The organism is Flavobacterium erigeronis, assembly GCF_054075165.1.
The window spans coordinates 20,770-44,101 of the sequence record NZ_JBSKGP010000008.1 but is presented as its reverse complement, the minus strand read 5'-3'; the positions used below and the strand labels follow the sequence as shown (position 1 = coordinate 44,101).

The 23,332-nt window shown below is 35.4% G+C and carries 15 protein-coding genes; 13 read left to right on the top strand and 2 right to left on the bottom strand.

The features are described from left to right. Positions 1-142 precede the first annotated feature (142 nt). The 5 genes from ACWA1F_RS16135 (at position 143) to nagB (ending at position 6,990) form a co-directional block, all read left to right on the top strand. Entirely contained in the window at positions 143-1,354 is a 1,212-nt protein-coding gene (locus ACWA1F_RS16135; protein WP_456895028.1) for a DUF4272 domain-containing protein, read from the top strand. A 151-nt stretch (positions 1,355-1,505) separates the two neighbouring features. Continuing rightward, positions 1,506-2,066 carry a YdeI/OmpD-associated family protein gene (locus ACWA1F_RS16130; RefSeq protein ID WP_456895026.1) on the top strand — a complete coding sequence of 187 codons (561 nt, stop codon included), beginning with the start codon at positions 1,506-1,508 and terminating at the stop codon, positions 2,064-2,066. Positions 2,067-2,115: 49 nt separating this feature from the next. Then, positions 2,116-2,757, top strand: coding sequence for a Pr6Pr family membrane protein (locus tag ACWA1F_RS16125; protein ID WP_456895024.1), 642 nt, complete (start codon positions 2,116-2,118; stop codon positions 2,755-2,757). Between the two features lie 86 nt (positions 2,758-2,843). Next, complete coding sequence (locus ACWA1F_RS16120) at positions 2,844-4,937, top strand: alpha-L-fucosidase (protein WP_456895022.1); 2,094 nt, start codon at positions 2,844-2,846, stop codon at positions 4,935-4,937. A 139-nt stretch (positions 4,938-5,076) separates the two neighbouring features. Further along, positions 5,077-6,990, top strand: coding sequence for a glucosamine-6-phosphate deaminase (gene nagB, locus ACWA1F_RS16115; protein WP_456895020.1), 1,914 nt, complete (start codon positions 5,077-5,079; stop codon positions 6,988-6,990). Between the two features lie 681 nt (positions 6,991-7,671). Here the strand turns inward: nagB and ACWA1F_RS16110 are convergent. After that, positions 7,672-8,385 carry a LytR/AlgR family response regulator transcription factor gene (locus tag ACWA1F_RS16110; RefSeq protein WP_306156292.1) on the bottom strand — a complete coding sequence of 238 codons (714 nt, stop codon included), beginning with the start codon at positions 8,383-8,385 and terminating at the stop codon, positions 7,672-7,674. Between the two features lie 71 nt (positions 8,386-8,456). Beyond that, the gene (locus ACWA1F_RS16105) at positions 8,457-9,515 is read right to left on the bottom strand and encodes a sensor histidine kinase (protein ID WP_306156293.1); all 1,059 of its coding nucleotides are present in this window, start codon (positions 9,513-9,515) and stop codon (positions 8,457-8,459) included. A gap of 130 nt (positions 9,516-9,645) precedes the next feature. Between ACWA1F_RS16105 and ACWA1F_RS16100 the strand changes: the two genes are divergently transcribed. From ACWA1F_RS16100 to ACWA1F_RS16065, 8 genes are all read left to right on the top strand, one after another. Further along, on the top strand, positions 9,646-11,886 hold the full coding sequence (locus ACWA1F_RS16100) for a GH92 family glycosyl hydrolase (RefSeq protein ID WP_456895017.1): 2,241 nt from the start codon (positions 9,646-9,648) through the stop codon (positions 11,884-11,886). Positions 11,887-11,908: 22 nt separating this feature from the next. Further along, positions 11,909-13,786, top strand: coding sequence for a sodium:solute symporter family protein (locus ACWA1F_RS16095; RefSeq protein WP_456895015.1), 1,878 nt, complete (start codon positions 11,909-11,911; stop codon positions 13,784-13,786). 545 nt (positions 13,787-14,331) lie between these two features. Then, on the top strand, positions 14,332-15,297 hold the full coding sequence (locus ACWA1F_RS16090; RefSeq protein ID WP_456895013.1) for a glycoside hydrolase family 130 protein: 966 nt from the start codon (positions 14,332-14,334) through the stop codon (positions 15,295-15,297). An 8-nt stretch (positions 15,298-15,305) separates the two neighbouring features. Beyond that, the gene (locus ACWA1F_RS16085; RefSeq protein WP_456895012.1) at positions 15,306-16,373 is read left to right on the top strand and encodes a carbohydrate-binding family 9-like protein; all 1,068 of its coding nucleotides are present in this window, start codon (positions 15,306-15,308) and stop codon (positions 16,371-16,373) included. Then, positions 16,348-17,466 carry a putative glycoside hydrolase gene (locus ACWA1F_RS16080; protein WP_456895010.1) on the top strand — a complete coding sequence of 373 codons (1,119 nt, stop codon included), beginning with the start codon at positions 16,348-16,350 and terminating at the stop codon, positions 17,464-17,466. The genes ACWA1F_RS16085 and ACWA1F_RS16080 overlap by 26 nt, the downstream gene beginning before the upstream one ends. A 93-nt stretch (positions 17,467-17,559) precedes the next feature. Beyond that, the gene (locus tag ACWA1F_RS16075) at positions 17,560-18,579 is read left to right on the top strand and encodes an isoaspartyl peptidase/L-asparaginase family protein (RefSeq protein ID WP_456895009.1); all 1,020 of its coding nucleotides are present in this window, start codon (positions 17,560-17,562) and stop codon (positions 18,577-18,579) included. 522 nt (positions 18,580-19,101) lie between these two features. Further along, positions 19,102-21,414 (top strand): beta-N-acetylhexosaminidase, encoded by a 2,313-nt coding sequence (locus tag ACWA1F_RS16070; protein WP_456895007.1) that lies wholly within the window; start codon positions 19,102-19,104, stop codon positions 21,412-21,414. A gap of 19 nt (positions 21,415-21,433) precedes the next feature. Then, complete coding sequence (locus tag ACWA1F_RS16065; protein ID WP_456895005.1) at positions 21,434-23,284, top strand: glycoside hydrolase family 35 protein; 1,851 nt, start codon at positions 21,434-21,436, stop codon at positions 23,282-23,284. Positions 23,285-23,332: the final 48 nt, after the last annotated feature.

Here is a 23,332-nt window from a genome sequence, read left to right as displayed (position 1 = left end):
ATGACTTATATGGTTTTCTTTTTTGTATAATCTTTGCGCCTTCGCGACTTTGCGAGATTTTCATAATATGCTTTTGAAGTATTTTTTCTGTTCTTTGTAGAATTAAACCTATATTAGCTTTATAATATTTAAAAGCCGAAAAATGATTTGTACAATTTATTCGCATCATTTAGGACTGGAAAAAATCAAGCAAATATTTCTTTCTCATGTTCCTAATGGCGTTTTTTCTACTAATGGTGAAAATCTAGAATTTGAAGTAAAAGGCGGAATCTTAAGTCCGTCAAAGAAAATAACACTATTTTACAGAGAAAGAGCTGTTCCTTCTTATCAAATTCCACAAATAGACGATTCTGAATTAACTGCCAATTTAAAAGGACTGTATGGATTTGTAGATTCGTTACCGACTGAAAATGAAAAGGTAAAAGGATTATTTCTTCATAAAATACAAACGCTGAATTCAGAATTTTCGATTCGCGAAGATAAAGGAGAATTAAAAGAGTTAAATGACATTATCGCTGATTTGGCAAAGGAATTTGACGCTGTTCTGTTTGTTCAGCCTAAAACTATTATCAGTAAATCTGAAACGCAGCATTTTCTGGATAAAGATTTAAATCTGATTATTGATACAGACGGAAAATGTGAAATAGAGGATTTAAAAGTTAATATCAATTCGGAATATTTTGATAACGATCAAACCGATTTAGATGAAGATCAAATAGAAAGAAAAGCAAAAAACGAAGCAATTCTGGAAAGCGAAAATATAAAAATCAACAAACATTTACCTTGCATTGAATCGGAAAGAGAAACTACAATTCGATCTGCAAAAGAAATTGCTGAGAGGGCAAGCGTTTTGGCTGTGACGAATTTAGTTGCTTTCAATAGTATTTCTTCTGAAGAAGCGGTTGATTATTTGCAGGAATATAAACTTTGGGAATCTGTAACTGAAGGTGAAAAGGAATTTCTAGCTAATCCAACAGAAGACAAAAAAATGTACGAAACTTGGAAGTGTGAAGGAATTTGGACCTTGATGTGGGCTTTGAAAAAAGTAGATGCAATAGATTTTCCGAATGCGTTTTGTGATCTTGGAAATATTAGTTCGGAAAATTATCCTGTCGGACAAGGCAAAAATCCTTTTGAATTTATAAATGCAGTTCATGAAGTTCGTTCTAAAAAAGAAATTTTAGACGCTGCCGATTTGTATTACAGATACAATTGGGCTTGTGTAGACGAAAGAATTAATGGAAGACAAATAGAAAACATTAATCCAGGAATTGTGTACGAAAGGCAATATGCGCTCAACTGGCTAATTCATTACATGGATCAAGATTGGGATAATGTTACCTGTGACACTTAAACAAAAGCTGTGATTTTTTTTGAACCATATAAGTTATATAAGAATTTTTAAGTTTTTTGCTTAATTAAACTTACATGACTTATATGGTTTAATTTTTTTAATTTTAAACTTTGCGTCTCCGCGACTTTGCGAGATTAAAATTTTAAACAAAATGACACCGACTTTTTTTGCAGATCAAAAAGATTTTAGAAAATGGCTAGAAAAGAACCATCAAAAAGAAAAAGAGCTTTTAGTTGGTTTTTATAAAGTTTCCAGCAAAAAGCCATCAATGAGTTGGTCAGAATCTGTAGATCAAGCGCTTTGTTTTGGCTGGATAGACGGCGTTCGCAGATCGATTGATGAAGAAAGTTACAGCATTCGTTTTACTCCGAGAAGGCCTTCTAGTATTTGGAGTGCCATTAATGTTCAAAAAATGGATGATTTGACTAAAGCAGGTTTAATGACTGAGGCAGGTTTAAAAGCTTTTAGTTTTCTATCAGAAAATAAATCAAAAATATATTCGCACGAAAAGAAAGAACCTATCCCGCTTTTAGAAGCTTACGAAAAGGAATTTAAAAGCAACAAAATAGCTTGGGAATTTTTTGAGAAACAAGCACCATCCTACAAGAAAGTTATGATTCATTGGATTATGAGTGCCAAACAGGAAAAAACACAATTGTCAAGACTTGAAAAAACAATTGTGGAAAGCGAAAAGCATAAACGAGTGATGTAGTAAAATCCAATAAAATTCCTTATATTAGTGGTTTGACTTATAGTATAATATGGAAAAAGAAAATACCATTATAAAAGGAGAGATTTTGTTGGGTATTATTTTTGCCCTCGAATTATATGCTTTACCTGTACAATTTTATTTATTATTAAAAGGGCCTGGTTTTACCTTCTTTAGTGCAGCCGTGCGTTTTTTCAGTTTTTTTACAATTACAACAAATACAATCGTTTTCTTTTGCAGTGCTTTTTTATTATTTAGCGGCAGATGCAGGCTTAATGCGTTTTTCAAAAAATGCACCACAATTACAGCCGTAACCGTTTATATTCTAATTGTCGGAATGGTTTTTAATTTGCTTCTTCGTCACATTGTCGATTTAAAAGGACATCATCTTATTGTAAGCGAAATATTTCATTCGGTAGTGCCAGTTTTATTTTTCTCGTATTGGCTATTTTTTGTGAGTCCACAAAGAATCTCTTTTAAGGTTATTTTGGGATGGCTCGTTTATCCTATTCTCTATATTATTTATACTTTGTTTCACGGGATTACGACCAATTTTTACCCGTATCCGTTTATTGACGCAACTAAATTGGGCTTTAAAACTGCTCTCGTAAATGGATTATTCGTTTTAATTGCTTTTGTGGTTTTGTCGATGATTTTAATTTCTATTTCTAAAATTAGAACCAAAATGCTTTAAAATCTGCTGTTGGTCGAAATTCTATTCACTAGATTTCAATTTGTAGTACATTTATGCTTTATAGACCGTTTTAAAGCAGATTAGCAATGAAAAAAATATTATTTTCCTTATGCCTTTTTGGTGCAATTTCTAGTGCTTCAAGTCAAGAATTACCAAACGCTCCAAAACCTTTTGGACCGCTTCCGACACAGAAACAAATCGATTGGCAGGAAATGGAATTTTATGCTTTTGTGCATTTTTCATTAAATACTTTTACCAATAAAGAATGGGGTTACGGAGACGAATCGCCAGAACTTTTTAATCCGTCACAATTAGATGTTCGCCAATGGGCTCGCATTGCGAAAGAGTCGGGAATGAAAGGAATTATTTTGGTAGCCAAACATCATGACGGTTTCTGTTTATGGCCTTCGGCGTATACAGAACGTTCGGTTAAAAATTCTCCTTGGGAAAACGGAAAAGGTGATTTGGTTAAAGAATTGGCAGCCGCTTGTAAAGAATATGATTTAAAATTAGGATTATATCTTTCGCCTTGGGACAGAAATCATCCGCAATATGGAAAACCTGAGTATATCACGTATTTCAGAAATCAGTTAAAAGAACTATTGACCAATTACGGAGATGTTTTCGAAATGTGGTTTGATGGCGCAAATGGTGGTGATGGCTACTACGGCGGAGCCAATGAAATGAGAAAGATCAATTCGTTAACTTATTACAACTGGGAGGAGACCTATAAATTAATTTATGACATAGCACCAAAAACGTTGGTTTGGGGTGTTGGTCCGTCTGAAGCGAGATGGATTGGAAATGAAGAAGGTAGAGCAGGAAAAACCAATTGGTCACTGCTTCGTCAGAAAGATGAATTGGCTGGCAAAGTGCATTATACCGAATTTATGTCGGGTCATGAAGACGGTGAAAAATGGGTTCCAGGAGAAGCTGATGTTTCGATCAGACCAGGATGGTTTTATCACTCAGTTGAAGACGATAAAGTTCGTTCGCTTGACGAAATGGTCGATATTTATTACGAATCGATTGGGCGAAATGCGACTTTTTTATTGAATCTTCCGGTTGATAAACGCGGTTTGGTTCATGAAAATGATGAAGCGAGATTGAAAGAATTAGTTGCTACAATTAAAGCCGATTTCAAAACAGAATTATTGGCAGATACACAAGTTCAAGCTTCAAATACAAAAGGAGCCGATTCTAATTTTGGCCCTCAAAATGTTATTGACGGAAATAAAAACACGTATTGGGCTACAGACGAAAAAGTAAAAGAAGCCACAATTGAATTTACGTTTAAAAAACCTACAGCAATCAATAGAATTTTGCTTCAGGAATATATTAAGCTAGGACAGAGAGTTAAATCTTTTTCTGTTGAAGCCAAAATTGATGGAAACTGGAAAACTATTGCAACAGAAACTACAATTGGTTACAAAAGGATTTTGCGTTTGGACCGCGTTACAGCTTCGGCTATTCGTGTAAATGTTTTAGATGCGAAAGCTGGATTTGTAATCAGTACAATTGAAGCCTATAATGCTCCGACTTTCGTTAGAGAGCCTCAAATTCTTCGCGATAAAAATGGTTTGGTTACGATTAAATCGGAAGATGGAAATGCTGTTTATTATTCGCTTGACGGAAAAAATCCATCGGAAAAAAGCATTTTGTATAAAGCTCCATTTATATATAATAAAGCGGTAGAAATAAAAGCAATTGCTAGAAATACAAAAGAGAAAATCAACAGTGCGGTAAAAACAGCTAAATATGGGGGTTCTAAAGAAAAATGGAAAGTAGTTTCGGTTTCTAGCGGAGACCTTGCTTCTGCTGAACGTATTATTGACGGAAATGCGAATACAGAATGGGGATTTGGAAATGATGAAAATAAACTGCCTCAAAGTGTTGTGATTGACATGGGAGAATTGGTAAGCATTAAAGGTTTTACTTATACGCCGCAACAGGTTGGCAACAACTTGAATCTGATCTCCAATTATGAATTGTATACGAGTGTAGACAGTTTTTATTGGGACAAACAATCAGAAGGGGAGTTCTCTAATATTAAACATAATCCAATTGAACAAATTAAGAGTTTTACTGCAGTTAAAGCAAGGTTTTTAAAGTTTGTCGCTACAGCTGGCGTTGGAAAATCACAAAGTGTTTCGATTTCTGAAATTGGAGTTGTAGAATAAAAGCTTTTTCGGAAACTTTAGAAATAGCTTAGCATTCTTATTTTGTCTTTTGCCGAAGCGCAGCCGTTATTAGTCGAATTTTTAAGACTAACGAATAATTTAATTCTACTTTTATCTTAGAAATTAAATGGCAAGGCAAATGATTAAAGAAGATATAGGTTTTAGAGAAGCAGGGAAATTTGAAGAAACTCGTTACGAGAAAATTCACAATGTTATTTTCGAATCTTCGCAAGAAGCTTCTTTACTTGTAGCGCAGGAAATTGCCAATTTAATTCAGAGAAAAAATGAGCTGAACGAACCTTGTGTTTTAGGTTTGGCTACAGGTTCTTCGCCAATTAAGGTTTATGAAGAATTGGTAAGAATGCACAAAGAAGAAGGGCTGAGTTTTGAAAACGTAGTGACTTTCAACTTAGATGAATATTATCCGATGGATAAAAATGATATTCAAAGTTATTATCATTTTATGCACGAGCATTTATTCAATCATGTCAATATTCTTCCAAAAAATATAAATATTCCAGACGGGCAGGTGAGTGCCGAGGAATTACAGCAATATTGCATCGATTACGAAATGAAAATCAAGTCGTACGGCGGATTGGATTTTCAGCTGCTCGGAATCGGTAGAACAGGACATATCGGATTTAATGAACCAGGTTCTCACGTTAATTCGGGAACGAGAAGTATTACTTTGGATCATATAACCCGTGTCGATGCGGCTTCTTCTTTTTTAGGAATTGATAATGTTCCGAGAAAAGCCATTACAATGGGAATAGGAACCGTTAGAAATGCAAAAAGAATTGTTTTGCTAGGCTGGGGAATCAGTAAAGCAGGAATTATAAAAAAGACAATCGAAGGACAGGTTTCTTCGCAAGTTCCAGCGACGTATTTACAAGAGCACAACAACACAACATTTGTTCTAGATACGGAAGCTTCGTCTGAATTGACACGAGTTAAAACGCCTTGGCTGGTGAAATCTTGTGTTTGGACAGATGAATTAAAATTAAAAGCGGTGGCTTGGTTAAGTGAGCTGACTAAGAAACCTTTTTTAAAGCTGACAGACAAAGATTATAACGACAACGGAATGTCGAGTCTTTTGACGGAAGAAGGAACTGCATACGATTTGAACATTAAGATGTTTAATAAAATGCAACAGACAATCACTGGCTGGCCGGGCGGAAAACCCAACGCAGATGATACTTATCGACCGGAGCGTTCCACGCCGGAGAGAAAGAGGATCATTATTTTCAGCCCGCACCCAGATGATGATGTGATTTCGATGGGAGGAACTTTTGACCGTTTGGTCGAACAAGGACATGAGGTGCATGTAGCGTATCAGACTTCTGGAAACATTGCCGTTTCGAATGAAGAGGCTTTGAAGTTTGCAGAAATTTCTAAAGCATTGAATCCGAATTCTGAAGTTTCTCAGGAAATTATTGATTTTCTTAAAAACAGAACAGGAACAGAAATTGATTCGCCTGAGGTTAGAAAATTGAAAGGATTAATTAGAAGAAGCGAATCTTTTGGAGCAACACGTTACATTGGTTTGTCAGATTCAAATGTTAACTTTTTAGATCTTCCGTTTTACGAAACAGGAACGGTTAAAAAGAATAATCTTTCGGATGCAGATATCGAGATTATGTGCGATATTATTGAAAGAATAAAACCGCATCAAATTTATGCTGCTGGAGATTTAGCAGATCCGCACGGAACTCATAAAGTGTGTTTAGACAGTTTGTTCGAAGCTTTGAAAAGATTAAAACACAATAGCTTTATGAATGATTGTTGGGTTTGGCTGTACCGAGGCGCTTGGCATGAATGGGAATCGTACCAAATTGACATGGCAGTACCAATGAGTCCTGACCAGGTTATGAAGAAACGACATGCTATTTTTTATCACCAGTCTCAAAAAGACGGCGTTATGTTTCAGGGTGATGACAGCAGGGAGTTTTGGGTGCGAGTTGAAGACAGAAATAGATTGACTGCAGAAAAATATCACAGCTTAGGTTTAGCAGATTATTCGGCTATAGAAGCGTTTAAAAGATATCACTTTTAGTGATTTTTTGCAGCAATAAAGATAATAGACTATTTCATGGTTTATTTTGGTTAGTTACCTATAATTGAGTAAAATGCGGTCGTGGTTGGCCGCATTTTCGTTTTTTATACTTTTTCTGAAGTTTAACCGCAAAGAGCGCAGAGGTTTATGCAAAGTTCGCAAGGTTTTTTATTTCAGAGTTTGATTGTAGAGACGCACAGTAGTGCGTCTAACGTTTGTTATATAATCGCGCAAAGTCGCGAAGTCGCAAAGTTTTATCTCAAAGATTGAATGTAGAGGCGAACAGCAGTGCGTCTAACGTTTTTGTGTAATCGCGCAAAGTCGAAGAGGCGCAAAGTTTTTGTCTTTCAATCAAAAAATAACAATAAAATTCCGTTAGGAATGGAAAATTTTGTAGCAACGTCCCGAGGCTTCGGGATTAATCCGTTGAAATGATAGTTGTCGTTTTGAATTAATTCCGTAGAAACGGAATATATAAAAAACAAAAAAATGCTTCGATCCTACGGATCTAATTTCTATTGGAATTCATCAATCCCGGGATTAAAATTCCGGGCTACAATATGAATCGAGCTTACAGCTCTTTTTTTTATTTTTATCTCTCCATAAAAAAAAATCGCAAAGCTTAAAAAATAAACTTTGCGACCTTTGCGTAATTCTTTGCGCTCTTTGCGGTTAAATCTACTATATCGAAGAATTCAAAATTTTCTGCTTCACTTCGTCAATATAAGATCTTCCGATAACGTAGCGAAGCCCTTCAATTTCAATGCTATTTCCTTCAACGGCGTCAATTTTGTCAATGGCGATCGTGTACGATCTGTGGATTCTGATAAAATCTCTTTCGGGTAATAAACTCGTGAAATCTGATAAAGTGCTGTGTATGATGAACTTTCCAGAAGTAGTGCTTATTTTTAGATAATCTTTTAAGCTTTCGATGACCAAAATTTCGTTCAAGAAAATCTTCTTCATTTTTTTCTTATCGATTTTAACGAAGATAAACGGATTTTCTTTACTGTTTTCTATAGGTGCTTTGGTATTGGCATTAAGACGTTTGCTGATTTTGTTTACCGCTTTCATCAAACGAGGAAACTCAATTGGTTTTACCAAATAATCTAATACATCCAGTTCGTAAGTTTCAATAGCAAACTGGTCATAAGCGCTTGTAATTACCAATAAGGGCGGATTTTCTAAGCTTTTAATAAAATTAATACCGTCCAAAACAGGCATGTTGATGTCTAAGAAAATTACATCAATGGTATTGTTTTTTAAAAAATTAAGGCCTTCAATAGAATTACTGAAAGTGCTTACCAATTCTAATTCTTCAATCTGCTCAATATAATTTTTAATAACGTTTATTGCCAATGGCTCATCATCGATAATTAAACACTTTATTTTCATTTGTACTGTTATTTTGGGCCAATGTGTGGTTATCTTGTAAGTATAATTTTAGTTATATCTAAAAGCAGGGGCTATGTGACTTTTATAACTAGTTTAACGACAAAAATATTCTTTTTATTTTTAAATGAAAGCTTATAGTCACTTTTATTATATCCCAATTCGAGTCTTTTTTTTACGTTTTCGATACCTATACCACTTGACTTGTTAAAATTATCTTTATGTACGGTAAATTCGGGCATTGGGTTTGAAATTGTAAAATGTAAGTAATCTCCTTTTACTTTAAATCTGATGTCAATTAGAACATTTCCAGTGTTTTTATTCACGCCGTGCTTGAATGCATTTTCGACGAAAGTTAAAAGTAAAACAGGCGAAATTTCTTTGTCATGAATATCTCCAGAAATTGACATATCGACTTCTAAGCGTTCTCCGTTGCGAATTCGTTCCAAATCAAGATAATTCTGAATGCACATGATTTCGTTTTCTAAAGTCTGCTTTTTGCCTTTTGTTTCATAAAGCATATAGCGCATTAATTCAGAAAGCTTCAGAACGATTTTTGGAGTTTTGTTAGATTTTTCTACAGAAAGCGAATAGATATTATTTAAGGTGTTAAAGAAAAAATGCGGCGAAATCTGCGACTTCAAAAACAGCAATTCCGTTTCTAGCTGCGATTTCTCAAGATCTGTAACACGTCTCTGTTCTTTTAAAAAATCCAAAGTGATTTTTATTGCAGTTACAAAAGTCATTACATACAATTCGCCCATCATCATATCTATAGTATAATTGAGTGTAAGTGTATTTATGGTTTGCGGACCTTCGGGCCACACATCGTGCGTAATCAGTAAATAAGTCAGATTGAATTTAAGAACGACCATTACAAATATGGCAGAAAGTACACTTATAATATATAGGACATACTTTTTCTTGTAAACCAAATGTGGCATTAGAACCAAAATATTCAGATAACACAGTGCCATGTGAATTGGGAATCCGAGTAAAGTGGTTTTTAAGGAGTAAACGTAGTCGTTAAAATAGCTTCCCCAGCGAAATGTATTGAATACAAAATACGTCAGCCAGAAATAAACATGATAGCGAATAGGTAAGCTGTATGGTTTGTTGGCATTAAAAATCATATGCGGTCTTTAAAGTGTCGTTTGTTACTATTTTTTGATGTTTAGAGCTGTTTAAATGTCGTCCGTCTAAAAATATTTTGGTAAAAGTTGAATTTATCTAAATTTAAAGTTAAATTAATATTGTTTTGATATGAAGAAAATTACTCTGCTTTCTTTAACGGTAATTTTTGCTGCAAGTTGCAAAATAAATGTAGATAAAAACAAAGATCGAAAAAGTTTTGCAACAAATTATGTAGATCCTTTTATAGGTACTGGCGGTCATGGACATACGTATCCGGGCGCAACAGTTCCGTTTGGAATGCTGCAGGTGAGTCCAGATAATGGGATTTCAAGCTGGGACTGGTGTTCTGGCTATCATTATTCTGACTCAATAGTTTCTGGATTTAGTCATTTACACTTAAGCGGAACAGGAATCGGTGATTTGGCAGATATTTTATTTATGCCGACAAACAAAAAGTTAGACTTAACCGCCAAAGCCGCTTCACGCGATTTCCTTCCGTATAAATCAAAATATAGCCATGCTAACGAAAAAGCAACACCGGGTTCTTACCAAGTTTTTCTTGAGGATCCTAAAATCAATGTAGAATTAACTTCTACGCAAAGAACCGCATACCATAAATATACTTATGCTGCTAACGATATACAATCTGTAGTTGTCGATTTAGGTTTTGCAATTAACTGGGACAAAGCGACCAAAACAGCCATTAAAATTGAAGACGAAAACACCATCAGCGGTTTCCGTTACAGTACAGGATGGGCAAAAAATCAGAAAGTATTTTTTGTAGCGAAGTTTTCTAAACCTATTACAGAATCTATTTTAACAGCCGATAAAAAAGTGGTTTCTGGTGGAAATGCTGAAGGAGAAAACACAGCGTTGCAATTGTTCTTTGATGCTAAGAATTCAAATCAGTTAGATGTAAAAGTCGCTCTTTCTTCTGTAAGTATTGAAAATGCAAAATTGAATTTAGATACCGAAAAACAAGATTTTGAAAAAGTAAAATCGAAAGCTGCTGCAGACTGGAATAAAGCGTTAAGCAAAATTACAGTTGAAACTCCAGTGGATTCTTTAAAAACGATTTTCTATACGGCTTTGTATCACGCACAAGTGGCGCCGGTAACGTACAGCGATAAAAACGGACAATTTAGAACGGAAGACGATAAAATTGTAACGGCAAAAGATTACACGGCGTATTCAACTTTATCACTTTGGGATACGTTTAGAGCAGAAAATCCTTTGTTAACTATTTTGGAACCAACAAAAGTTTCTGATTTAGTTAATTCGATGTTAGCGTATTACGAAACAAAAAAAATACTTCCGGTTTGGACGCTTTACGCGAATGAAACCAATACAATGACAGGATATCATTCAATCCCAGTTATTGCAGATGCTTATTTTAAAGGTATAAAAGGTTTTGATGCTGAAAAAGCTTACGAAGCGATGAAAGCAACGATGATGCAAGACGAACGCGGATTGAATTTCTACAAGCAATACGGTTATATTCCGTACAATTTATTAGACGAATCGGTTACGATTACTTTAGAATACGCTTATGACGATTGGTGTGTAGCGCAAATAGCTAAAGCATTGGGGAAACAAGCTGATTATGAGCTTTTCTCTAAACGCTCAAAAGCTTACGAATATTTATTTGATTCGAAATCAGGTTTCATGAGAGGAAAATCGCAAGACGGAAAATCTTGGAACGAACCTTTTGATCCTAAACACTCTAACCACAGAGAACATACAGATTACACAGAAGGAAACGCTTGGCAGCACAGCTGGTTTGTGCCTCATAACGTAGATAATTTCATCAAACTTCACGGAGGAAATGAAAATTTCACCAAACGTTTAGAGCAATTGTTTACAGAAAGTTCTGAGATTACAGGAAGTAATGTTTCTGCTGATATTTCTGGATTGATCGGACAATACGCGCACGGCAACGAGCCAAGTCACCATATTGCTTATATGTTCAATCACGCCAAACAGCCTTGGAGAACGCAATATTGGGTACGTCATATTTTAGACACACAATACAATACGACTGCAAACGGATTAAGCGGTAACGAAGACTGCGGACAAATGTCAGCTTGGTATGTGTTCAGTTCGATGGGATTGTATCCAATGAATCCTGCTTCTGGTGAATACGAAATCGGAAGTCCGATTTTCGAAAAATCAACTTTAAATCTTCCAAACGGAAAAACTTTTGTGATTGAAGCAGAAAATGTTTCCAAACAGAATTTCTATATCCAATCGGCTACCTTAAACGGAAAGCCATTCAATAAAACAGCAATTTCTCATCAAGAAATACTAAACGGTGGCGTGCTTCATTTTGTAATGGGAGCAGAGCCAAACAAAAATTTCGGTCTAAACTAACTAACTCAAAATAAATATATTAATGAATATTATCGACGTATCAATCATTTTAATCTACATCGTCCTCTCGGTCGGTATAGGAATCTGGATTTCAAGAAAAGCATCAAAAGGTCTTGATGATTATTTCTTGGGAGGAAAATCAATCAAATGGTATTTTTTAGGATTGAGCAATGGCTCAGGAATGTTTGATGTTTCGGGAACTTCCTGGATGATTGGCGTGCTGTTTTTATACGGTGTAAAAAGTTTCATGTTTATGTGGCTTTGGCCAATTTGGAATCAGATTTTCGTCATGATGTTCCTCGCAGTCTGGATCAGAAGATCGAAAGTGATGACAGGTTCTGAATGGATTCTAACGCGTTTTGGAAGTGATAAAGCTGGAAAAGCTTCTCATATTATTGTAGCGATTTTTGCGATTATTTCGACTATTGGTTTCATTGCTTATTTTTTCGTTGGAATCGGAAAATTTGTAACGATTATTTTACCTTGGGATTTGACAGTTTACATGAACGGATCGGTTTTCTTAACGTCAGAACAAGCTTATGCGTTGTTAATCATTTTCTTAACTACAATTTATACCGTTAAAGGGGGAATGTTTTCTGTAGTTGCGACAGAGGTTGTACAATACATTATTATGATTGTTGCCGGAGTTTTAATCGCAGGTTATGCCTTCATTAATTATACAGATATTCAGATCAATTCGGTGATTACGCCAGAATGGAAAAATGTTTTCTTTGGATGGGAATTTGAAACACAATGGAGCGATAAATTTGAAACATTCAACAAATTAATTGATACAGAAGGCTACAAAATGTTTGGCGCTTTCATCGGAATGACTTTATTCAAAGGATTTTTTGCCAGCGTTGCAGGACCAACTCCAAGCTATGATTTACAAAGAGTTTTGTCTACAAAATCGGTTAAAGAAGCAGCTTACATGAGCGGTTTTACCAACTTGATTTTATTCATTCCAAGATATTTGTTGATTACAGGAATCGTAGTAATTGCATTGGTGAATTTAGCACCAGAATTAAACGCAAATGTAAATTTAACAGGAGCCGATTTAGAATTATTAATGCCGAAAGTCGTTAATCTTTATATCCCAGTTGGAATTAAAGGAATTCTTCTTGCAGGTCTTTTAGCTGCTTTCATGTCTGGATTCTCGGCTTTCGTAAACGCAGGGCCAGCGTATATTGTAAATGACATTTATAAAAAATATTTCAAGCCAGTTGCTTCAAACAAACATTATATTAAAGTAAGTCAGATTTCGTCTTTCTTAGTAGTTGGACTTGGAGTTTTCATGGGATTCTTTGCAGATTCGATCAACTCGTTAACACTTTGGATTACAAGTGCTTTGTACGGTGGTTACGTTGCAGCCAACTTCTTAAAATGGATTTGGTGGCGTTTTAACGGATGGGGTTATTTCTGGGGAATGGTCGGCGGATTAATTGCAGCTTCTCTTCAGTTTGTTTTAGATCAGAATAAAGGAAATTTAGCAGCGGGAACATTCTTGCATGATCTTTCGCAAGTGCCATCAATTTACTTATTCCCATTAATCTTCGGAATGTCGATTTTAGGTTGTCTTTTAGGAACTTATCTAAGTAAACCAACTGATATGGAAGTATTACGATCTTTTTATAAAAACGTAAGACCTTGGGGATTATGGGGACCAGTTTATAAAACATTAAAAGCTGAAGATCAATCTTTCCAAAAAAATAATGATTTCTATTTAGATATGATGAATTGTATTATCGGTATCGTTTGGCAGTCGAGTATGATTTTGCTTCCGATTTATTTCATTATCAGAGATTATCCAAAAGCTTTAGTGGCGCTGGCAGTTTTCTTAGTTACAACGACAGTGTTGAAGTTTACTTGGTTGGATAGAGTTAGGAAGATTGAAGAATAATTTACGTACAACAACTTTGTCAAAGTTTAAAACTTTGACAAAGTTCTACGTCTAGTTTGTCATCCTGACGAAGGAAGGATCACACACGAAACTCGACAAAGATTGGGATTTAGATTGTAGAGCTACTTGCGGAGATTTCTCCTTCGTCGAAATGACAAAATAAGAAGTGAGTTATAATAATAATTGAAAAAATTAAACACATAGAAACATAGATTTTTCTTTTACTTGAGGGAATAGAAAGAAACTAGTTTTTAACACATAGAGCTTTGAACATAGCCCATAGTTTCAACTATGGGTACGCATCGGGACTCTACAAAGATTGGCGGCAAAGATTGCGGAATTTCTAGTGCGATCCTTCCTTCGTCAGGATGACAAAACTGGACGAAGCAAAACAAAGGAAACACAAAAAGAAACACATAGCTATGTTATTTATTAAAAGTGAAACACCTTTTACACGCTCCAAAAAGCTATGATTCTATGTGTTTAAAAAAAATAAAAACCAAAAACCACAAACAAAGAACAATAAACAATAAAAAGATAAAAAAATGAGTACTATTCCTTGGCAAGACAGACCCGAAAACAGTAAAGATGTAATGTGGAGATATTCTGAGAATCCAATTATCGACAGATATTCGATTCCTTCTTCAAACAGTATATTCAATAGTGCAGTTGTACCTTTTGGAGACGGATATGCTGGGGTTTTTAGATGTGATAACAAAGCAGTTCAGATGAATATTTTTGCTGGTTTCAGTAAAGACGGAATCAATTGGGACATCAATCACGAACCAATCGAGATGAAATCTGGAAACACAGAAATGATCGAATCTGCTTATAAATACGATCCGCGTGTAGTTTGGATCGAAGACCGCTACTGGATTACATGGTGTAACGGTTACAACGGACCAACAATTGGTATTGGTTACACTTTCGATTTTAAAGAATTTTTCCAATGTGAAAATGCCTTTTTACCATTTAACAGAAATGGAGTTTTGTTTCCGCAAAAAATCAACGGAAAATATGCAATGTTAAGCCGTCCAAGTGATAACGGACATACACCTTTTGGAGATATTTGGATCAGCTACAGCCCGGATATGAAATATTGGGGAGAACACAGATTAGTGATGAAACCGTCTCCATTCGAAAAAAGTGCTTGGCAATGTACAAAAGTTGGAGCAGGACCAATCCCGATTTTAACTGACGAAGGCTGGTTAATGATCTACCATGGAGTAATCAATACCTGCAACGGTTTCCGTTATGCAATGGGTTCAGCACTTTTAGATGTTGATTCACCAGATCAAGTAAAATACAGAACACAGCCTTATTTATTAGGACCTGCAGAAACGTATGAAATGGTTGGAGACGTTCCAAACGTAGTTTTCCCATGTGCCGCTTTACACAGTATTGAAGAAGATAAATTGGCAGTTTATTACGGTGCAGCAGATACTCACGTAGCAATTGCTTTCGGAAAATTAAGTGAAGTAATTCAGTTTACAAAAGAAAATAGTTTATAATAAGAAAGATGCATAGTAGAAGTAAATTATTGTCCCTTGCCGTATTTTTTGTTGCGTTGATGGGGTATGCGCAATCTGAAAAAGAGGTTACACCAAAAAGTTATATTGCGTATAAAACATCTAAAGAAATTGTTATTGACGGCGATGAAGCAGATAAAGCTTGGGAAAAAGCATCTTGGACAACGCCTTTTGTCGACATAGAAGGTGTTGAAACTCCAAAATACAAAACTCAGGTCAAAATGCTCTGGGACGATAATTACTACTATATTCTAGCCAAAATGGAGGAGCCTCACGTTTGGGCAAATCTAAAACAGCGCGATACTATTATTTTTTACAATAATGATTTTGAGGTTTTTATCGATCCAGATAATGATACGCACAATTATTATGAATTAGAAATAAATGCTTTAAACACGGCTTGGGATTTATTTATTAATAAACCTTATCGCGAAAAAAACACCGTTCTAAACGACTGGAATATCGACGGATTAAAATCGGCTGTAAAAGTACACGGAACTTTAAATAATCCTTCGGATATTGATAAAGGCTGGACGTTGGAAATTGCCATTCCGTGGTCGGTTTATAAGACGTCTTACTTTGATAATATTGTTCCAAAAGATAAATTTTGGAAAGTCAATTTCTCTCGTGTGAATTGGCAGCATGATATTGTTGACGGAAAATACGAACGTAAAAAAGATAAAGAAGGAAAATTTCTCCCAGAATACAATTGGGTTTGGTCGCCTATGGGAGTCATAAATATGCATGAGCCCGAAAAATGGGCTTATGTATACTTCTCTTCAAAAGAAAGCGAGGATAAATTTACAATTCCGCAGGAAGAAAAAGTAAAATGGGAGTTGTATACATTATACAGAGCTCAAAAAAGATATTTTGACAAGAATAAAACATGGGCTAAATCCCTAAAAGATATCAGTACAAAAAATATAATTGTTGACGGAAAAGTTTTAAAACCGATATTAGAGAATCATTTATCAGGATTTAATATTGCTATAAAAAGTCCTTTTTCAAACAAAACCTTAATAATTAAAGAAGATGGTAAAATTATTACGAACGACTAAGTTACAGCAGCTATCAAAAGTTTTAGTTTTGGCGCTTTCGCTGAGTTTATTCTCTTGCGGACAAAAAGACGCTAAAACAGCAGAAAACGGAAAATTCAATTTTGGAGTTTGGACAACTGCTGATCCTAAAAAATCGGATGCAGATTATACAACAGAATTCAAAAAATACAAAGACGGCGGTATTGATGAAGTTTTAATCAACACCAATACAGATCCGAAACTTTTAGGAAGATTGGTTCCGTTAGCGAAAAAAGAAGGTTTAAAAGTTCACGCTTGGATTATGGCAATAAACCGTCCAAACGATTCAGTTGCATTACAGCATCCAGACTGGTACCAAGTTAGTAAAGAAGGAAAATCTTGTTTTGACAACCGTCCGTATGTAGATTATTACCAATGGCTTTGCCCAACTAAAGAAGAATCGAGAAACCACGTTTTAGGTTTGGTTGAAGGTTTAGCAAAAGTAGAAGGGATTGAAAGTGTTCACTTAGATTACATTCGTTTCCCAGATATCTTTTTGCCAATCAGTTTATTACCAAAATACAATTTAGTTCAAGACGTAGAATTACCACAATTTGATTTCTGTTATTGTGATGCCTGCGTTTCTAAATTCGAAAAAGAACATCATAAAAATCCAAAGAAAAGTCATAACACTTCAATCGATATGGAGTGGAAAAACTTTCGTTTAAATGCAGTAAAAGCAGTAGTTGATGATGCGTATAAAATTGCTCACAAACACAATGTAAAATTAACGGCAGCCGTTTTTCCTTATCCAGAAATGGCAGACCATATGGTACGCCAGCGTTGGGACAAATGGAATATTGACGAAGTATATCCGATGATTTACCATAGTTTTTATGATGAAGAAATTGACTGGGTTGGTTATGCGACTAAACAAGGCGTAGCCGATTTAGAAGGAAAACCTACGAAAGTAAATACAGGAATTTATATTCCAGGATTAAAATCGGATGTTGAATTGAAAGAAGCAATTCTTCAAGCTAAGAAAAATGGCGCAACTGGCGTTTCATTTTTTGACGGAAATGCTTTATCAGAAAGTAATTTAAAGACTATAAAAGCGGTAAAAGCAAGCTTATAAAAGATTTTACTGGGATAAAAATTTTTTACGAAGTAAATTAGCGACATCAAGAATAACTTAATTCTTAATGTTGAACCAAAAACAAAAAACCACATGTCAAATAGAAGAGATTTTATCAAGAAAACAGCTTTAGGCACCTTGGCCGTAAGTTCTGTTTTGGGCGTTAGCGGATTTGCTGCAAATCATGAAAATGAAATTGAAGATGTAAAAGAGAAAAAACAGCAGAAACCGATCATTATTTCGACTTGGAATCATGGTCTGCCTGCCAATAAAGAATCTTGGAAAAATTTAAAAGAAGGAAAATCAGCTTTAGACGCCATCGAAGCAGGAATGAAAATACCTGAAGCAGATCCGACTGTACGCAGTGTGGGTTACGGAGGATATCCTGACCGCGAAGGAAAAGTTACCTTGGATGCCTGTATTATGGATCACAATAGCAATTGCGGTTCAGTTTGTTTTCTTCAAGGAATCAAACACCCAATTTCTGTTGCCAAAAGAGTACTTCAAAATACGCCTCACGTAATGTTAGCGGGACAAGGCGCACTACAATTTGCTTTATCAGAAGGATTTAAAGAAGAAAATTTGCTAACTCCAGAATCTGAAAAAGACTGGAAAAAATGGCTGGAAGATTCTAAATACAAACCAGTTATTAATATAGAAAATCACGATACCATAAGCATGCTAATGTTAGACCAGGATGGCAATCTTTCGGGCGGATGTACCACGAGCGGTGCGGCTTGGAAAATGCACGGACGCGTCGGTGACTCCCCAATAATCGGCGCGGGTCTTTTCCTGGACAACGAGGTGGGAGCAGCTGCAGCAACTGGTTTAGGCGAAGCCGTGATCAGAACTGCAGGAAGCGCAATGGTTGTCGAATTAATGCGTCAGGGGAAATCTCCTTTTGAGGCTTGTAAAGAAATTACAGAACGTATTTACAACAAACATAAAAATCACAAAGACATGGAGTACCTGCAAGTCGGTTTTATCGCTTTGAATAAAAACGGTGAATATGCAGGGTATAGTTTAAGATCTGGTTTCAATTTTGCCGTTTCTGATGACGTAAAAGGCCACAGAATGGAAGACGCGAAATTTAAAATGTCTTGGGATAAATAATATATTAAACGTATTTTTTGTCATCCTGAGGAACGAAGGATCACACAAGAAACTCTACAAAGATTGGTAAGTTACTGTGTGGAGCTACTTGTGAAGATTTCTCGTTCGTCGAAATGACAAACTAAATGTGAAAATTTTTAAACACATCGAAACATAGATTTTATTGTGTTTAAAAGTCGTTTCACTAAGAATAAATAACATAGCAAATAACTTTGCAAAATGGATGGATTAAAATCCATCCCTACAATATGTTTCGAGCCGAAGGCTCTTTCGTAAGAGTTCCGTAGGAACGAACCATATTGTAGCAACGGATTTTAATCCGTTGAAGATGAAAGGTTAAACGCATTTTTGTCATCCTGAGGAACGAAGGATCACACAATAAACTCTGCAAAGATTGGTGAGTTACTGTGAGGAATTACTAGTGTGATCCTTCGTTCCTCAGGATGACAAACTAAAACAAAAAACTATGTCTCTATGTGTTTAAAAATATTAGCCACAAAGAGACAAACCAAAAAACAAAGAATGAAAAAATTATTATTCCTATTAACACTAATCACTTCAGTTTTCTCGGCTCATGCGCAGAAAGTTTACACAGAAAGTGATATAAAGATCATTCCGAAACCGAGTCAGACTCTTATTAAAACAGGTGTTTTTGAGTTTACAAAAGATACAAAGTTTGTCGTAAACGGCGATTTCCAAAAAGATGCAGCGAATGCTTTAGCTTCTAAATTTGAAATTGCTGCAGGATGGAAACCAGAAACAACAACTAAAGCTCCGGTAAGTAATTTTGTTCAGTTTAAAGTAGATCCGAACTTAAAAAATGAAGCTTATGTTTTAGATGTAAATCCAACGAATATTGTGATTTCTGCTAAAGGAAATGTAGGTTTTCTTTATGGATTAGAAAGCGTTCGCCAATTACTTCCTGAAGCAATTGAAAGTAAATTTGCAATTACTTCTGCAAAATGGCAGGTTCCAAGTTTAACAATTACTGATGAACCTCGTTTCAAATGGAGAGGTTTAATGCTAGATTTATCGCGTCATTTCTTTGATAAAAATTATGTTCTGGCAACAATTGATCGTTTAGCGATGCACAAAATGAACGTTTTGCACATGCATTTAGTTGATGATCAAGGCTGGAGAATAGAAATTAAAAAATATCCAAAACTAACTGAAGTTGGAGCGTGGAGAGTAGATCAGGAAAATGTTTCTTGGAATGCCAGATTAACGACAAATCCTGACGAAAAAGGAACATACGGCGGATTCTTCACGCAAGACGAATTAAGAGAAATCGTAAAATACGCGGCTACAAAAGGAATCGAAGTAATTCCTGAAATCGAAATGCCGGCACACGTAAGCAGTGCGATTGCAGCATATCCAGAACTGGCTTGTTTCAATCAGCGAATTGGTGTTCCGTCAGGCGGAGTTTGGCCTTTGACCGATATTTACTGTGCTGGAAAAGAAACCACTTTTGAATTTTTACAAAATGTAATTGACGAAGTAATCACGATTTTCCCTTCAAAATACATTCATATTGGAGGCGATGAAGCGACGAAAACCAATTGGGCAAAATGTCCGCATTGCCAAAAAAGAATCAAAGACGAAAAATTAAAAGATGTCAACGAATTACAAAGCTATTTTGTAAAACGTATGGAAAAATACATCAACTCAAAAGGTAAAAAAGTAATCGGTTGGGATGAGATTTTAGAAGGCGGGTTGGCTCCAGACGCAACGGTTATGAGCTGGAGAGGAATGAAAGGCGGAATCGAAGCAGCAGACCAAGGTCATGATGTAATTATGACTCCAGAATCGCCTTGTTATTTCAACTTTTATCAAGGTCCGCAAAACGAAGAACCTTTAGCTTTTGATGCTTATAATCCATTAAGTGAAGTGTACAAATTTGATCCTGTAGTTTCGACTATGACGCCTCAGGAAGCAGCACACGTTTTAGGCGGACAAGCAAATCTTTGGGCAGAACATTTAGCCTTGCCAAAAGATTCAGAATATATGATTTTTCCAAGATTGGCCGCTTTATCAGAGACTTTATGGAGTCCAAAAGAGAAACGCAATTGGAATGATTTCACAACGAGATTATTCTCTTTATTAAAACGTTACGATTATTTAGGAATCAATTATGCAAAAAGTGCTTATTTGGTAACTGCTTCTTCTACAGCTGATTTAGCAAATAAACAAATTAAAGTTGAGTTGAAAAATGAATTTCCTAATCCAGACATTCGTTATGTTTTAGGAGACAAAAGCATTGATCATCATGCGATAAAATATGTTGCTCCAATTGAAATAAAAGAAACTACTGTTTTAAAAGCTTCTTTATTTCAAGATGACAAACCAGTCGGAAAAACATTTACCGATACGATTGTTTTCCACAAAGGATTCGCTAAAAAAGTAAAATACTTAACTCCTTACAATTCGAATTACAAAGGAGATGCGAATACTATGGTAAACACCATTCGCGGAAGCAAAAATTTCCATGACGGACAATGGCAGGCTTGGTTGGTTAACGATATGGAATTGGTTATCGATCTTGAAAAAGTAGAAAGCATCGAACAAGTATCAGTTGGAGCTTTAGAAAGCCAAGGAGCAGGAGTTAATTTCCCAATTCAAATTAAAGTCTTGATTTCTACAGATGGCGTTAAATATACTCAGGTAGGAAAAATTATGCGTCCTTATGCTGTAAATGCAGTTCCAGAATTGAAAGATTTCAAAATCAATTTCCAAAAACAAAATGCACGTTTTGTAAAAGTAATTGGAGGCAACTTAAAGAAAAGTCCAAAAGGAGAAAGCTCTTGGTTGTTTGTGGATGAAATTGTAATCAATTAATTATTTAGCGATATAAAAGATGAAGAAGATATTATTTAAGCTCGGAATATTATTGATTTGTTTGATGCCGTTTTTTAGCACAGCACAAACCAAAGGATTTTCTATATCTAATGGAGAATTTAAGCAAGACGGAAAAATTGTAAAAATACATTCTGGAGAAATGCACTATGCACGTATTCCAAAAGAATACTGGAGACATAGGCTGCAAATGCTTAAAGCGATGGGAATGAATACCGTGGCTACCTATGTGTTTTGGAATTATCACGAAACAGCGCCAGGCGTATGGGATTTTAAAACAGAAAATAGAGACTTAGGAGAGTTTTTACGTATTGCTAAAAGCGAAGGATTATATGTGATTCTTAGACCAGGCCCGTATGCATGCGGTGAATGGGAATTTGGAGGATATCCTTGGTGGTTGCAAAATAACCCAGATTTAGTAATTCGTACCAATAATAAAGCTTTTTTAGACGCTTGTAAAACGTATATTGAGCATTTGTATGCAGAGGTTAAAGGACAATTTGCTAACCAAGGTGGGCCTATTATTATGGTTCAGGTTGAAAATGAATTTGGTTCTTATGTTTCTCAAAGAACAGATATTGCAGCTGCTGATCATGCAGCATACAAAACAGCTATTTACAATATGCTGAAACAAACCGGTTTTCAAGAGCCTTTTTTTACTTCTGATGGTTCTTGGTTGTTTGAAGGAGGTTTGGTTGATGGCGTGTTGCCAACTGCAAATGGAGAATCCAATATTGAAAATTTAAAAAAACAGGTTGATAAATTCCATAAAGGGCAGGGGCCTTACATGGTTGCAGAGTTTTATTCTGGCTGGTTGGATCATTGGGCAGAACCATTTATTAAAATTGGATCTGAGGAGATTGCAAGCCAGACTAAAAAGTACCTTGATGCAGGTGTTTCTTTTAATTATTATATGGTGCATGGCGGTACTAATTTCGGATTTACTTCTGGAGCAAATTATAATGAAGAAAGAGATATTCAGCCTGATATTACAAGCTATGATTATGATGCACCAATTAGCGAAGCGGGTTGGGTGACACCAAAATTTATGGCTATTCGCGATCTAATGCAAAAATATTCTAAAACAAAATTAGCGCCTATTCCAGAGAAAATACCAGTTGTAAAATATCCTAATCAGCCTATCAAATCTAGTATGGATGTTTTAAGTTGGATCAAAAAGGAGAAAGCTGTTGTAAATGATCAGCCTTTAACATTTGAAAAACTGGGTCAGGGACATGGATATGTTTTGTATAGAAAAAGATTTACGCAACCAATAACAGGCAAATTAAAAATTGAGGGATTAAGAGACTTTGCCACAGTTTATGTAAACGGAGTTAATGTTGGCGAGTTGAATAGAGTTTTCAATAACTACGAGTTGGAAGTTACTATTCCTTTTAACGGTATTTTAGAAATTTTAGTTGAAAATATGGGACGCATTAATTACGGTGCCGAAATAGTTCACAATACGAAAGGAATTATTTCTCCAGTATTTATTAATGAATATGAAATTAGTGGCGGATGGGAAATGTATAAAATGCCTATGAATGAAGTTCCAGTTCTTAAAAATGAAAAGGTAAAAACTGGACGTCCAGTTATCTATGAATCTATTGTAAACATTGATAAACCAGCCGATACTTTTCTTGATATGACAAATTGGGGAAAAGGAATTGTATTTGTTAACGGACACAATCTTGGACGCTACTGGAAAGTTGGACCGCAACAAACGCTGTATGTGCCAGGTTGTTGGTTGAAAAAAGGAGAAAATAAAGTTGTTGTGCTTGAGCAGCTTAATGAAAATAACAAAACAGAATTAACTTTTACAGACCAGCCGATACTTGAAAAGTTAAATTAAGAATACTATTAAACAAAAAACATAGAATAAATAAAAAACCTAATAAAT